Origin of the sequence: Glycomyces sp. NPDC021274 (assembly GCF_040641195.1) — a bacterium.
In the GTDB taxonomy this organism is placed as follows: domain Bacteria; phylum Actinomycetota; class Actinomycetes; order Mycobacteriales; family Micromonosporaceae; genus Glycomyces.
Genome location: NZ_JBFADC010000014.1, coordinates 13,596 through 27,682, shown reverse-complemented (window position 1 = coordinate 27,682; position 14,087 = coordinate 13,596). Strand labels below are relative to the sequence as shown.

Below are 14,087 nucleotides of genomic sequence, written 5' to 3'. Positions count from 1 at the left end.
GAAGGTTACGAGGCGGTCGCTTCGCTGCCGCGGAGGCGCTGGTGCAGTTCCTGGAGCGAGGCGACGCGGATCTCGCCGCGGGAGGCCGATTCGATGGCCTGGGTGGCGGCGGCCGCGCCCTGGATGGTCGTCACGCAGCTGACGTCGGCGACGACGGCGGCGGAGCGGATCTCCCAGCCGTCGGTGCGCGGGCCCGTGGAGGCCGAGGGCGTGGTGATGACCAGGTCGATCTCGCCGGAGGCGATGAGGCTGACGGCGTCGACGGCCTCGCCCGAGCTGTGGCGGGCGACGGCGGTGGAGTCGATGCCGTGGCGCTTGAGGACCAGGCCGGTGCCTTCGGTGGCGTAGACGGTGAAGCCGAGGTCGACGAGGCGGCGCACCGGGAAGACGATGGCGCGCTTGTCGCGGTCGGCGACGGACACGAAGACCTTCCCGGTGGTGGGCAGCTTGCCGTAGACGGCGAGCGTGGCCTTGGCGAAGGCGAGGCCGAAGGAGGAGTCGATGCCCATGACCTCGCCGGTGGACTTCATCTCCGGGCCGAGCACGGCGTCGAGTCCGGCGCCTTCGACGGTGCGGAACCGCTTGAAGGGCAGGAGGACCTCTTTGACGCTGATCGGGACCTCGGGGCCGGCGTAGGAGCCGTCGCCCTCGGGCAGGAGCAGGCCTTCGGCGCGCAGCTCGGCGATGGTGGCGCCGAGCGAGATGCGGGCGGCGGCCTTGGCGAGCGGCACGGCGGTGGCCTTGGAGACGAACGGGACGGTGCGCGAGGCCCGCGGGTTCGCCTCGAGGACGTACAGCTGCTCGTCCTTGAGGGCGTACTGGACGTTCATGAGGCCGCGCACGCCGATGCCGAAGGCGAGCTTCGCGGTGTAGTCGCGGATCTGCTCGATGACCGTGGCGCCCAAGGTGATGGGCGGGAGCGCGCAGGAGGAGTCGCCGGAGTGGACGCCGGCCTCCTCGATGTGCTCCATGATGCCGCCGATGTAGAAGTCGGTGCCGTCGCAGAGGCAGTCGACGTCGATCTCGATGGCGTCGTCGAGGAACCGGTCGATGAGGATCGGGTGCTCGGGGCTGGCCTCGGTGGCGCGGGAGATGTAGCCGGCGAGGGTGTCCTCGTCGTAGACGATCTCCATGCCGCGGCCGCCGAGGACGTACGACGGGCGCACGAGCACGGGGTAGCCGATCTGGGCGGCGACCTCGCGGGCCTCCTCGTAGGAGAACGCGGTGCCGCCCGCGGGGGCGACGAGGCCGAGTTCGTCGAGGAGCTTCCCGAAGACGCCGCGGTCCTCGGCGTTGTCGATGGCCTTGGGGCTGGTGCCGACGATCGGGAGTCCGGCCTGCTCGAGGCGCTCGGCGAGGCCGAGCGGGGTCTGGCCGCCGAGCTGGACGACGACGCCGATGACGCCGGGTCCGCCCGCGGCGCGGCCGGTCTCGTTCTCGGCGTGGTAGACCTCGGTGACGTCCTCGAAGGTGAGCGGCTCGAAGTAGAGCCGGTCGGCGGTGTCGTAGTCGGTCGAGACGGTCTCGGGGTTGCAGTTGACCATGATGGTCTCGTACCCGACCTCGCGCAGGGCCTGCACGGCGTGGACGCACGAGTAGTCGAACTCGATGCCCTGGCCGATGCGGTTGGGGCCGGAGCCGAGGATCATGACCTTGGGCCGATCGGAGGGCGCGACCTCGGTCTCGTCCTCGTAGGTCGAGTAGTGGTAGGGCGTGTGGGCCTCGAACTCGGCGGCGCAGGTGTCGACGGTCTTGAAGACCGGGCGCAGGCCGAGCCGGTGGCGCAGGCGCCGCACGCCGGCCTCGCCGGCGAGCTCGGGGCGCAGGGCCGCGACCTGGGCGTCGGAGAATCCGGCGCGCTTGGCCTTGCGGAGCAGGGCCTCGTCGACGACGGCGGCGTGCTCGATCTCGTCGCGCAGGTCGATGAGCTGGGCGACCTGGTCGAGGAACCACGGGTCGATCTTGCAGGCCTCGTGGACCTCGGCGACGCTGGCGCCGAGGCGGAGGGCGCGCTCGGCGGTGTAGAGCGTGCCGTCGTGCGCGGTCTTGAGGGCTTCCATCGTGTTCTCGAGGGTCGCGCCCGCGGGGTCGGGGCGGGTCCAGAACCCGGCCTGCTTGGTCTCGGTGGACCGCAGGGCCTTCTGGAGGGCCTGCTGGAAGGTCCGGCCGAGGCTCATGGCCTCGCCGACGGACTTCATGGTGGTGGTCAGGGTCGGGTCCGCGCCGGGGAACTTCTCGAACGTGAAGCGCGGGACCTTGACGACGACGTAGTCCAGGGTCGGCTCGAACGCGGCCGGGGTGGCCTTGGTGATGTCGTTCGGGATCTCGTCGAGCGTGTAGCCGATGGCGAGCTTCGCGGCGATCTTCGCGATCGGGAAGCCGGTGGCCTTGGAGGCGAGCGCGGAGGAGCGGGACACGCGCGGGTTCATCTCGATGACGATCATGCGGCCGTCGGCCGGGTCGATCGCGAACTGGATGTTGCAGCCGCCGGTGTCGACGCCGACCTCGCGGAGCACGGCGATGCCGATGTCGCGCATGTGCTGGTACTCGCGGTCGGTGAGGGTCATCGAGGGGGCGACGGTGACGGAGTCGCCGGTGTGGACGCCCATGGGGTCGATGTTCTCGATGGAGCAGACGACCACGACGTTGTCGTTGCGGTCGCGCATGAGCTCGAGCTCGTACTCCTTCCAGCCGAGCACGGACTCCTCGATGAGGACCTCGGTGGTGGGCGACTCGGCGAGGCCGTTGCCGGCGATGCGGTCGACGTCGTCCCAGGTGTAGGCCATGCCGGAGCCGAGGCCGCCCATGGTGAAGGAGGGGCGGATGACCACGGGCAGGCCGAGGTCGTCGATGGTGGCCTTGACCTCGTCCATGCTGCGGCACACGGCCGAGCGCGGGACCTCGCCGCCGACCTTGAGGACGATGTCCTTGAACTGCTGGCGGTCCTCGCCGCGCTGGATGGCGTCCATGTCGGCGCCGATGAGCTCGACGCCGTACTTCTCGAAGATGCCGGCCTCGTGGAGGCCGACTGCGGCGTTGAGCGCGGTCTGGCCGCCCAGGGTGGGCAGGAGCGCGTCGGGCTTCTCCTTGGCGATGATCTGCTCGATGACCTCGGTGGTGATCGGCTCGACGTAGGTGGCGTCGGCGAACTCGGGGTCGGTCATGATCGTGGCCGGGTTGGAGTTGACGAGGGTGACGCGCAGGCCCTCCTCGCGGAGCACGCGGCAGGCCTGCGTGCCGGAGTAGTCGAATTCGCAGGCCTGGCCGATCTGGATGGGTCCGGACCCGATGACCAGGACGTGCTTGAGGTCGGTGCGCTTAGGCATGGGTCGGTGCCCCTTCTTGCTGCTGAATGAGTTCGATCAGGCGGTCGAACAGGTAGTCGGCGTCGTGCGGCCCGCCGGCGGCCTCGGGGTGGTACTGCACGGAGTAGGCGGGCGCGTCGAGGCAGGTGAGGCCTTCGACGACGTCGTCGTTGAGGCAGACGTGGCTCACCTGGACGCGGCCGAACTCGGTCGCGAAGAACTCGCCGCTCTCGGGCGCCTTCAAGGCGAAGCCGTGGTTGTGGGCGGTGATCTCGATCTTGTTCGTGTGGCGGTCGAGCACCGGCTGGTTGATGCCGCGGTGGCCGAACTTCAGCTTGTAGGTCTCCAGGCCCAGGGCGCGCCCGAGGATCTGGTTGCCGAAGCAGATGCCGAAGACCGGGACCTTGCGGCGCAGGAGTTCCCGCGTCAGCGCGACCTGGTGTTCGGCGGTGGCGGGGTCGCCGGGGCCGTTGGAGAGGAACACGGCGTCAGGATTCCCCGAAAGGAGCTGCTCGACCTCCGCAGTGGCGGGGAATACCTGGGTGGTGATCCCGCGTTCGGCGAGGCGGCGCGGCGTGTTCCGCTTGATGCCCAGGTCGAGGGCGGCAACGGTGTACCGCGGCTCCTTGGCCTCGTACGTGTAGGGCTCCGGAGTGGTCACGGCGCCCACGTGGTTGGCGCCGGCCATGTGGGGCGTGGCGCGGACCCGCTCCAGGAGCGCGGCCACGTCGGTGTCGCGCGAGGAGATGCCGACGCGCATGGCCCCGGCTTCGCGGAGGTGGCGGGTGAGCGCACGGGTGTCGACGCCGCTGATGCCCACGATCCCCTGGGACGCCAGCTCGTCTTCGAGGCCGCGCTTGGACCGCCAGTTGGAGGCGGTGCGGGCGGGGTCGCGCACGACGTACCCGGCGACCCAGATGCGGCGGGACTCGTCGTCCTCGTCGTTCCAGCCGGTGTTGCCGATCTGCGGGGCCGTCTGCGCGACGACCTGCCCGTAGTAGGACGGGTCGGTGAGGGTCTCCTGGTAGCCGGTCATGCCGGTGGAGAAGACCGCTTCACCGAAGGTCTCGCCGACCGAGCCGTAGGCCTCACCGCGGAAGACGCGGCCGTCCTCGAGTACGAGGATCGCTGGTGCTCTGCTGCTCATTCGGAGATCTCCTCTGCAATTTTCCCGTTGAGAACGGTGGCGCGTCCGCGAAGGAACGTCGCCTGGACGGTGACCGGGAGCTCCCTCCCGGCGTACGGCGTGTTGCGCGACAGGGACGCCAGTCCCTCGGGGACGACGGTCCAGGTCGCGGCGGGGTCCACGAGCGTGAAGTTCGCTTCGGCCCCCGGCTGCGGGTCGCGGCCGTGGGTCTCCAGGCCCGCGATGCGCGCGGGGGTGCGGGAGGTGCGCTCGGCGAGCACGTCCCAGTCCACACTAGAGGGTCCACCGAGGGCGAGGACGCTGATCGAGAGCGCGGTCTCGAGGCCGAGCATCCCGGGGCGGGCGGCGGCCCACTCGCACTCCTTGTCCTGGGGGGCGTGCGGGGCGTGGTCGGTCGCGACGGCGTCGATGACGCCCTCGGCGAGCGCGGCCCGCAGCACTTCGACGTCGGCTTCGCGCCGCAGCGGCGGGTTGACCTTGTACACCGGGTCGTAGGAGCGCGCGGCCTCGTCGGTGAGGAGGAGGTGGTGCGGGCAGACCTCGGCGGTCACGTTCGCGCCGCGGGCCTTCGCCTCGCGAATGATGTCGACCGAGCGGGCGGTGGAGACGTGGCAGAAGTGGACGCGCGCACCGGTGTACTCGGCGAGGAGCACGTCGCGGGCGATGATGGCCTCTTCGGCGACCGAGGGCCAGCCGGGCAGGCCGAGCTCGGCCGAGACGGCGCCCTCGTTCATCTGGGCGCCTTCGGTGAGCCGCGGCTCCTCGGCGTGCTGGGCGATGAGCCCGCCGAAGGTCTTCACGTATTCGAGGGCGCGGCGCATGAGCACCGGGTCGTGCACGCAGTGTCCGTCGTCGGAGAACATGCGGACCCGCGCGGCGGACTGGGCCATCGCGCCGATCTCGGCGAGCCGCTTGCCTTCGAGGCCGACCGAGACGGCGCCGATGGGCTGCACGTCGGCGTAGCCGGCGGCGCGGCCGAGCGCGGCGACCTGCTCCACGACCCCGGCCGTGTCGGCCACGGGGTAGGAGTTCGCCATGGCGCACACCGCGGTGTAGCCGCCCTTGGCGGCGGCGCGGGTGCCGGAGAGGACGGTCTCGGCGTCCTCGCGGCCGGGCTCGCGCAGGTGGGTGTGGAGGTCGACGAGGCCGGGCAGGAGCACCAGGCCGTCGGCGTCGACCACGTCGGCATCCTTTGCGGACAGTGTGCCGATCTCGGCCACTCGGCCGTCGCGGACGAGGACGTCCTGGCGTCCCCTGCCGACGATGTCGGCGCCCTTGATCAGGATGGTGCCGTTGAGCGGGTCGCTCACTTGCTCTCTCCGTTCGTCAGCAGCAGGTAGAGGACGGCCATGCGGACCCACACGCCGTTCGTCACCTGCTCGGTGATGGTGGCGCGGGGCGAGTCGGCGACCGCCGCGGCGATCTCCATGCCGCGGTTCATCGGGCCGGGGTGCATGACGATCGCGTGGTCGGGCATGAGGCCGAGGCGGCGCTCGTCGAGCCCGTAGAGGCGCGAGTACTCGTTCGCGGTGGGGAAGAACGCGGCGTTCTGGCGCTCGTGCTGCACGCGGAGCATCATCACCGCGTCGACGCCCTTGAGGCTGGCGTCGAGGTCGTAGCCGATCTCGACGGGCCAGTCGTCGATGTCCTTGGGCAGCAGCGTGGGCGGGCCGACCAGGCGCACGTTCGCGCCGAGCTTGGCGAGCAGCCAGATGTTGGAGCGGGCCACGCGCGAGTGGAGGATGTCCCCCACGATCGCCACGGTGCGCCCCTCGACGCCGCCGAGGCGCTGCTGCATCGTGTAGGCGTCGAGCAGGGCCTGCGTCGGGTGGGCGTGCGTGCCGTCCCCGGCGTTGAGCACCGCGCCGTCGAGCCATTCGGTGAGCCGCTGCGGGGCCCCGGCGGCCGGGTGGCGGATGACCACCGCGTCGGCGCCCATGGCCTGCAGGGTGAGCGCCGTGTCGCGCAGGCTCTCGCCCTTGTTGACGCTCGAGGTCTTGGCCGCGAAGTTCACGACGTCCGCGGAGAGGCGCTTGGCGGCGGTCTCGAAGGAGGTGCGGGTGCGCGTGGAGTCCTCGTAGAAGAGGTTCACGACGGTGCGCCCGCGCAGCGCCGGGAGCTTCGGGACCTCGCGGCCGGTGACGGCCTCGGCCATCTGCCCGGTGACGTCGAGGATGAGCTCGGCCTCCTCGCGGGTGAGCTCTTTGGTGGTGAGCAGATGCTTCATCGCTCCCGGCCTCCGGTCAGGATCACGGCGTCGAGACCGTCGTACTCCGTCAGGCGCACGGCCACGGACTCGTCGCGCGCGGTGGGGATGTTCTTGCCGACGTAGTCGGCGCGGATCGGCAGCTCGCGGTGGCCGCGGTCGACCAGGATGGCGAGCTGGACGCTCGCGGGGCGGCCGAGGTCGTACAGCGCGTTGAGCGCGGCGCGGACGGTGCGCCCGGAGTAGAGGACGTCGTCCACGAGGATGACGCGCTGGTCGTCGACGCCGCCGGGCGGCAGGTCGGTCGGGCCGAGGGCCCGGAGCGCGTTGCGCCGCAGGTCGTCGCGGTAGAGCGTGATGTCGAGGGTCCCGGCCGGGACGTCGAGGCCGGCGAAGCGGCGGATCCGGTCGGCGAGCCGCCCGGCCAGCGCCACGCCGCGGGTGGGGATGCCCAGGAGCATGGTGTCCGGGGCGCCCTTGGTCTTCTCGAGGATCTGGTGGGCGATGCGGTCGAGGATGCGACCGATGTCCTCGCCCGAGAGGATGTGCTTGCCTGAGAGGCCGTGCTCGCCCGACGGGTCTTCCTCTGGCTGCCTGAGGGCAGGGGAAACCACGCGAACCTCCTTCTCCGCCTCACTGGACGGTCTGTTAAAGAATGGTTTCGTCGCGCGCCAGCTTACGCCGCCGGTGACGGAGCGTAAAGGCCGATCCCAAATCAACGGGGCCGGTAGCGGCCGTGATGTCAGTTTTTGCCGGGTTTGCCAGGCGGTTGTGTGGGGCCTACGCGACGAAGAACACTGTTTGGGGGCACCCCAACGGCCGATGGTGACCGACCGTAGTCAAGAATAGGATTCCTCTCGTACCGAAAATTGGAGTTGATCCCAGCATGGCGACATCTGACTACGCCAAGGCGCTCGGCAACCGGCTGCGTGACATCCGCATGCAGCAGGGGCTGTCGCTGCAAGGCGTCGAGGACAAGTCCGGCGGCAAGTGGAAGGCCGTCGTCATCGGTTCCTACGAGCGAGGCGACCGGTCGATCACCGTGAGCCGTCTCGCCGAGTTGGCCGACTTCTACCGGATCCCCGTCTCGGAGCTGCTTCCCGAGGGCGTGCCGCTCCCGGTCGAGCAGGCCGAGAAGATCGTCCTCAACCTCGAGGCGCTGTACGACCACCCGGACTCCGACCTGGAGCACGTCGCGAAGCTGGCGCGCTCGATCCAGCAGCGCCGCGGCGACTACAACGGCCGGATCCTCTCGATCCGCGCCGACGACCTCTACACCCTGGCCGTGGTCTACTCGACCACGCCTTCGGGCCTGATCGAGAAGCTCGAGGACTTCGGTGTCCTCGTGCACGACCTCCAGGCGTTCTTCGCCTCGGACGCCGAGTAGGTCTCCCGAGCACGGATGAAGCCGGGCCTCCCCATGAGGGAGACCCGGCTTTCGCGTTCGCTGGAGCTATCCGGCCTTGGCGGCGGCGTCGAGGACGGCGTTCACGAACGAGGTGTCGTCCGAGGAGCCGATCTGCAGCGCCACGCGCATGGCCTCTTTGATGGCCACGGCGGTGTCGACGTCGTCGACGTGGCGGATCTCGTAGAGGGCCACGCGCAGGACGTTCCGGTCGACGGCGGGCATCCGCTCGACCGACCAGCTCGTGGAGGCCTTGCCGAGCACGGCGTCCAGTTCGTCCAGGTTCGCGGCGACACCGCGCACGAGCTGCTCCGCGTACGCCGGGAGGCGCGGGGCCTCCGGGTCCGTGAAGGCCCGGTCGGCGCGCTCGGCGAGGACCTTGGAGGGCTCGGTGTCGCGGCTCTCGGCTTCGTACAGGATCTCGACGGCCCGCATCCGCCACTTGGTGCGGGCGGTGAGCCGATTGGGATCGTGCTGTTCCTTCGCCACGCCTATGCCCGCGAGAGGTACTTGCCGTCGCGGGTGTCGACCTTGATCTTCTCGCCGTTGTCGATGAACAGCGGCACGAGGACCTGCGCGCCCGTCTCGACGGTGGCGGGCTTGGTGCCGCCGGAGGAGCGGTCGCCCTGGAGGCCCGGCTCGGTGTAGGTGATGGTGAGCTCGACCGAGGCGGGGAGCTCGACGTAGAGGACCTTGCCCTCGTGCTGGGCGACCGTGGCGTCGGAGTTCTCGAGGAGGAACTTGGCGGCGTCGCCGACGACGCCGGGGCCGACCGGGATCTGGTCGTACGTGTCGGTGTCCATGAAGACGAAGTCGTCGCCTTCCTTGTACAGGAAGGTCATGTTGCGGCGGTCGACGTTCGCGGTCTCGACCTTGGTGCCGGCGTTGAAGGTCTTGTCGACGATCTTGCCCGAGGGGATCTGCTTGAGCGTGGTGCGCACGAACGCCGGGCCCTTGCCGGGCTTGACGTGCTGGAATTCCTGCACCTGCCAGAGCTGGCCCTCCAGGTTGAGCACCAGGCCGTTCTTGAGGTCGTTCGTGGATGCCACGGGCGTCGTCTCTTTCGGTTGAGGTTGGAGTTGACCGTCAATGCTAGCGGGCGGCCGGGCTGGTCAGGGCTGCGGCCGCTCCGGCTGTGGTGGGCGGCGCAGCGGATCTATGCCGAGATGAACCGCAGTGCGGCGGTGTAGCCGCTCGGGCCGAGGCCCGCGATGACGCCGACCGCGTGGGCCGAGACGTACGAGTGGTGCCGGAACGCCTCGCGCTTATGGACGTTGGACAGGTGGACCTCCACGAGCGGGGCGGTCAGCTGCGCGCAGGCGTCGCCTATCGCGACCGAGGTGTGGGTCCAGGCGGCGGCGTTGAGCACGACCGGGTACCCGTTGTCGGCGGCCTCGTGCAGCCACTCCAGGAGTTCGCCCTCGTGGTTGGTCTGGCGGAAGTCGACCTCCAGGCCCAGTTCCTTGCCCGTTGTCACGCACAGCTCCTCCAGGTCGGCGAGCGTCTGGGAGCCGTAGATCGCCGGTTCCCGCTTGCCGAGCCGGTTGAGGTTGGGGCCGTTCAGCACCAAGGTCTTCATGCGGTCAGCCTCTCATAGGCCTCGCGCTGCTGGTCGGCGGTCACGTCGTCGACCACGACCGGTTCGGCCAGGGCGTCCAGGAGCACGAACCGCTGGGTGGCGCCGACGTTCTTCTTGTCGATCTTCATGACCTTGAGGATGTCGTCCCAGCGTCCGGCCTCGTACGTGGTCGGCAGGCCGAGCGAGGCGAGCACCGACTTCGTGCGTTCGACGAGGTCGACGCGGCCGGTGATCGCGTTCAGGTGCGCGGCGTAGACCATGCCGACGGCGACGGCGTCGCCGTGGCGCCAGCGGTAGTGCTCGAGTTTCTCCACCGCGTGGGCGAAGGTGTGCCCGTAGTTGAGGATGGCGCGCAGGCCGCCCTCTTTGAGGTCGGAGCCGACGACCTCGGCCTTGACGGCGATGGCGCGCTCGACGAGTTCGGCGACGACCGGGTGCCGGGCGTCGAGGGCCGCTTCGGGGTCCGCTTCGACGAGGTCGAGGATCACCGGGTCGCTGATGAAACCGGCCTTGACGACCTCGGCGAGGCCCGCGGCGAGGTCGCGCCTCGGCAGGGTCGCGAAGTGGTCGAGGTCGACCAGGACCGCGCGGGGCGGGTGGAAGGCGCCGACGAGGTTCTTGCCCGCGGCGGTGTTCACGCCGGTCTTGCCGCCCACGGCCGCGTCGACCGCGCCGAGCAGCGAGGTCGGGACGTGGACGACGGCGACGCCGCGCAGCCAGCAGGCGGCGACGAACCCGGCAAGGTCGGTGACGGCTCCCCCGCCGACGCCGACGACGAGGTCAGTGCGGGTGAAGCCTTCGGCCCCGAGGGCCTCCCAGACCTGCTCGGCGACGGCGACGGCCTTGCCGTCCTCGGCATCGGGCAGCTCCATGAGGGTGGCCTCGACGCCGTCGGGGCACAGGCCGCCGATGCGTTCGGCGAGCGGTGCGGTGCTCGCGGTGTGGAGCACGGCGACCCGCGAGGCCTTGCCCAGGAACTCGGGGAAGCGCTCGGTGGTGCCCCGTCCGATGAGGACCGGGTAGGGCTGCTCGGCGTCGTTCACCGTGACGGTGCGGACGGCGAGCTTCGCAACGATCGCTGCGGTCAGCTCGTCCACGTCCCTTCCGGTGGTGTCGATCGCGAAGGTCTCGACCTCGCGGTAGAGCGGCAGCCGCTCGTCCATGAGGCGCCGGAGCGTGGCGCGCGGGTTCACCTGCAGGAGCGGGCGGCCCTTGTCGATCTCGGTGCGCTTCACCGCTTCGCCGAGGTCCACGCGGAGGTGGACGACGGTGACATCGGCGAGGAGCTTGCGGGTGGCCTCGGCGAGGACGGCGCCGCCGCCCAGGGCGAGGACGCCGTCGTGCTCGGCCACGGCCCGGCGCACGGCTTCGCGTTCGAGGGCGCGGAAGTGCTCCTCGCCCTCGTCCACGAAGATGTCCGGGATCGGCTTGCCCGCGGCGGCGGCGATGTCGGCGTCGACGTCGCGGAACGGCGCGTCGAGCGCGGCGGCCAGCGCCCGCCCGATGGTGGTCTTGCCCGAGCCCGGGGGTCCGACGATGACGACGAGCGCCACTACTTCACCCGCAGGTGTTCGAGGTACTGCTCGAAGTTGCGGCGGGATTCGGCGACCGAGTCGCCGCCGAACTTCTCCAGGGCCGCTTCGGCGAGGACGTAGGCGACCATGTGCTCGGCGACGACGGCCCCGGCGGGGACCGCGCAGACGTCGGAGCGCTGGTTGATGGCCTCGGCGGGCTCGCCGGTGGTGGTGTCGATGGTGCGCAGCGGGCGCGTCAGCGAGGAGATGGGCTTGAGCATCGCGGAGACGCGCAGCGGCTGGCCGGTGGTGATGCCGCCTTCGAGGCCGCCGGCGCGGTCGGTGAGGCGCTGGACGCCGTCGGGGCCGGGCACGATCTCGTCGTGCGCGGAGGAGCCGCGCACTGCGGCCTGCATGAGGCCGTCGCCGATCTCGACGGCTTTGACCGACTGGATCGACATGAGCGCGGTGGCGAGGCGGGCGTCGAGCTTGCGGTCCCACTGGACGTGGGAGCCGAGGCCGGGCGGGAGGTGGTAGGCGAGGACCTCGACGACGCCGCCGAGGGTGTCCGCGTCCTTCTTGGCCGCGTCGACTTCGGCGACCATGCGGGCGGAGGCCTCGGGGTCCATGCAGCGCAGGGGGTCGGCGTCGACGGCGCCTGCGTCGGCCGGGGTCGGCACGAGGCCTTCCTTGGCGCGGACGGGGCCGAGGGCCTTGACGTGCGAGACGATCTCGATGCCGAAGGCCTGCTTGAGGAAGGCCTTGGCGGCGGTGCCGCCGGCGACGCGGGCGGCGGTCTCGCGGGCGGAGGCGCGCTCGAGGATCGGGCGGGCGTCGTCGTGGTCGTACTTCTGCATCCCGGCGAGGTCGGCGTGGCCGGGGCGGGGCCGGGTGAGGGGGGCGTTGCGGGCGATCCCGGCGAGTTCGGCGGGGTCGACCGGGTCGGCGGCCATCACGGTCTCCCACTTGGGCCACTCGGAGTTGCCGACGCGGATGGCGACCGGCGAGCCGAGGGTGCGGCCGTGGCGGACGCCGCCGATGAAGCTCACGGCGTCGGCCTCGAACTTCATGCGCGCGCCGCGTCCGTAACCGAGGCGGCGGCGGGCCAGTTCGGCCGCCACCGCGCCGGTGGTCAGCTCGATCCCGGCGGGCAGGCCGTCGAGCGTGACCACGAGTTCGGGTCCGTGAGATTCTCCAGCTGTCATCCATCGCAACACGCGGTCAAGTCTGCCACCCGGCCGGATGTGATCAGGCACCTGGTGGAAGGCGTGTCCCAGGGTCTGGGCGCGTTGCGGCCGCCCCGCGTGTCCGGGAGCGGCCGAGTGGTGCCTACTTGCTGTAGTGGGCCTTGCCGAAGTCGATGAGGACGACCTTGTCGTCGCCCATGACCTCCGCGTCGTGGCCCGGCGGAATCTCGAACGCGTCGCCGGCGCGGATGTCCTTGTCGGTGCCGTCGTTCATGTGGACCATCAGGTGCCCTTCGAGGCAGTACCCCAGATGGTGGACCTCGCAGGTGTCGGTTCCCGCCATGGGCTTGACGTCGTTGGACCAGCGCCAGCCCTTCGTGAATTCGGCGCGTTCGACGGGCATGCCGTCGATCATCACCGTGTCCTTCTGTCCGTGGCCGCTCAGGTTCACGGACTCGTCCGGTTGGTTGAAGTTCTTGATCGCGAGTTGACTCATGGTTCTCTCCCCCTGGGTCGAGTCTATGCCCGCATTGAGAGGGATGTTCACGTTCAAGGGCCGGGACGGATGCAAGGGCTTGCTGAAACCCGGGTTCCTGGAGGCAGGTGGTTACACTGGGCACTTCGTTCCCAGGTCATCCCCTCGATACTGGAACTTTCAACAAAGCTGCATAAGGAAGGACGCGATGAGCCCCCAGCACGCGCGGAAATCCCCAGACCGCTCCCCGGCACCGCGGTCTCGCAAGCCGACCATGGCGGACGTCGCCGCGGAGGTCGGCGTCTCGCGGGCACTGGTCTCGCTGGTGTTCCGCGGCCAGCCCGGCGCGAGTCCCGACACTCGCGAGCGGGTCTTCGCCGCCGCCGCCAGGCTCGGCTACAAGCCGGACATGGCCGCGCGGCTGCTCGCCCGCGGCCGCAGCAAGGTCCTCGGCGTGCTCTTCACCGCCCGCAACCCCTACCACATCGACCTCGTGGAGGCGATCTATCCGGCGGCCGAGGAGCTCGGCTACGACCTGGTGCTGAGCGCGACGGTGCCCACCCGCAACGAGCACAACGCGATCGAGGCGCTCATCGGCCACCGCAGCGAGGCGCTGCTGCTCTGCGGCCCCACGATCCCCGACGAGGACGTGTGCGAACTGGGCTCGAGGGTGCCCACAGTGGTGCTCGGACGGCACATCAAGAGCCCCCGGGTCGACGTGGTGACCTCGTACGACCGGCCCGGAGCGCGCGAGGTGGTGGACTACCTGGTGGGCCTCGGGCACCGCGACATCGTGCACGTGGACGCGGGCAACCGGCCGGGCGGGCCGGAGCGGCGGCGGGCCTACCGCGACGCGATGCGCGCGCACGGGCTGGCCGACCGCATCCGGGTGATCCCGGGGAACCACTCCCAGGAAGGCGGCTCGGAGGCGGCGCGGCTGCTGCTGGAGGAGGACGCGCCCCTGCCGACGGCGGTGTTCGCGGCGAACGACCAGTGCGCGATCGGCCTGCTCGACGTGTTCACCCGGGCCGGGGTGAAGATCCCCGAGCAGGTCTCGATCGTGGGCTACGACGACAGCCACATCGCCGGGCTGAGCCATATCGACCTGACGACGGTGCGCCAGGACGTGCCGCGCCTCGCGCAGCTGGCGGTCGAGGCGGCCGACGAGCAGCTCAGGGGCGCAAGGGAACCGGGCGTGTACCTCAAGCTCGAGTCGAAGCTGGTCGTGCGCGGCACGAGCGGTCCGCCGGGCAACCGGTAGCCGCGCCC

13 protein-coding genes are annotated in these 14,087 nt (G+C 70.5%); 2 read left to right on the top strand and 11 right to left on the bottom strand.

Going from position 1 to position 14,087, the window contains the following annotated elements:
• Positions 1–5 precede the first annotated feature (5 nt).
• Genes carB through pyrR form a run of 5 tightly spaced genes read right to left on the bottom strand, consistent with a single transcriptional unit; the run spans position 6 to position 7,272 of the window.
• Positions 6–3,326: a carbamoyl-phosphate synthase large subunit gene (gene carB / locus AB0I03_RS23240; RefSeq protein WP_360416184.1), complete on the bottom strand. Its 3,321-nt coding sequence runs from the start codon at positions 3,324–3,326 to the stop codon at positions 6–8.
• Positions 3,319–4,452 carry a glutamine-hydrolyzing carbamoyl-phosphate synthase small subunit gene (gene carA / locus AB0I03_RS23235; RefSeq protein WP_360416183.1) on the bottom strand — a complete coding sequence of 378 codons (1,134 nt, stop codon included), beginning with the start codon at positions 4,450–4,452 and terminating at the stop codon, positions 3,319–3,321. Before carA ends, carB begins: the two co-directional genes overlap by 8 nt.
• On the bottom strand, positions 4,449–5,738 hold the full coding sequence (locus AB0I03_RS23230) for a dihydroorotase (protein WP_360416439.1): 1,290 nt from the start codon (positions 5,736–5,738) through the stop codon (positions 4,449–4,451). The genes carA and AB0I03_RS23230 overlap by 4 nt, the downstream gene beginning before the upstream one ends.
• Positions 5,739–5,758: 20 nt before the next feature.
• Positions 5,759–6,679 (bottom strand): aspartate carbamoyltransferase catalytic subunit, encoded by a 921-nt coding sequence (locus AB0I03_RS23225; RefSeq protein ID WP_360416181.1) that lies wholly within the window; start codon positions 6,677–6,679, stop codon positions 5,759–5,761.
• A complete protein-coding gene (gene pyrR, locus AB0I03_RS23220) occupies positions 6,676–7,272 on the bottom strand; it encodes a bifunctional pyr operon transcriptional regulator/uracil phosphoribosyltransferase PyrR (RefSeq protein ID WP_360416179.1) in 597 nt (198 codons plus the stop codon). Before pyrR ends, AB0I03_RS23225 begins: the two co-directional genes overlap by 4 nt.
• Positions 7,273–7,544: 272 nt before the next feature.
• On the opposite strand from pyrR, the gene AB0I03_RS23215 reads away from it, so the two are divergent.
• Complete coding sequence (locus tag AB0I03_RS23215) at positions 7,545–8,045, top strand: transcriptional regulator (RefSeq protein ID WP_205325653.1); 501 nt, start codon at positions 7,545–7,547, stop codon at positions 8,043–8,045.
• Positions 8,046–8,111: 66 nt separating this feature from the next.
• On the opposite strand, the gene nusB is transcribed toward AB0I03_RS23215, so the two are convergent.
• From nusB to AB0I03_RS23185, 6 genes are all read right to left on the bottom strand, one after another.
• Positions 8,112–8,552 carry a transcription antitermination factor NusB gene (gene nusB / locus AB0I03_RS23210; protein WP_360416176.1) on the bottom strand — a complete coding sequence of 147 codons (441 nt, stop codon included), beginning with the start codon at positions 8,550–8,552 and terminating at the stop codon, positions 8,112–8,114.
• Positions 8,553–8,554: 2 nt separating this feature from the next.
• Positions 8,555–9,112 (bottom strand): elongation factor P, encoded by a 558-nt coding sequence (gene efp / locus AB0I03_RS23205; protein ID WP_270114909.1) that lies wholly within the window; start codon positions 9,110–9,112, stop codon positions 8,555–8,557.
• A 107-nt stretch (positions 9,113–9,219) separates the two neighbouring features.
• Positions 9,220–9,642 (bottom strand): type II 3-dehydroquinate dehydratase, encoded by a 423-nt coding sequence (gene aroQ / locus AB0I03_RS23200; protein ID WP_360416174.1) that lies wholly within the window; start codon positions 9,640–9,642, stop codon positions 9,220–9,222.
• On the bottom strand, positions 9,639–11,195 hold the full coding sequence (gene aroB, locus AB0I03_RS23195) for a 3-dehydroquinate synthase (RefSeq protein ID WP_360416172.1): 1,557 nt from the start codon (positions 11,193–11,195) through the stop codon (positions 9,639–9,641). Before aroB ends, aroQ begins: the two co-directional genes overlap by 4 nt.
• Positions 11,195–12,373, bottom strand: a complete 1,179-nt coding sequence (gene aroC, locus AB0I03_RS23190) for a chorismate synthase (RefSeq protein ID WP_360416170.1) — start codon at positions 12,371–12,373, stop codon at positions 11,195–11,197. The genes aroB and aroC overlap by 1 nt, the downstream gene beginning before the upstream one ends.
• Before the next feature lie 112 nt (positions 12,374–12,485).
• Positions 12,486–12,839: a cupin domain-containing protein gene (locus AB0I03_RS23185; protein ID WP_360416168.1), complete on the bottom strand. Its 354-nt coding sequence runs from the start codon at positions 12,837–12,839 to the stop codon at positions 12,486–12,488.
• Positions 12,840–13,092: 253 nt separating this feature from the next.
• On the opposite strand from AB0I03_RS23185, the gene AB0I03_RS23180 reads away from it, so the two are divergent.
• A complete protein-coding gene (locus tag AB0I03_RS23180) occupies positions 13,093–14,079 on the top strand; it encodes a LacI family DNA-binding transcriptional regulator (protein WP_360416166.1) in 987 nt (328 codons plus the stop codon).
• The last annotated feature ends 8 nt before the right edge of the window (positions 14,080–14,087 follow it).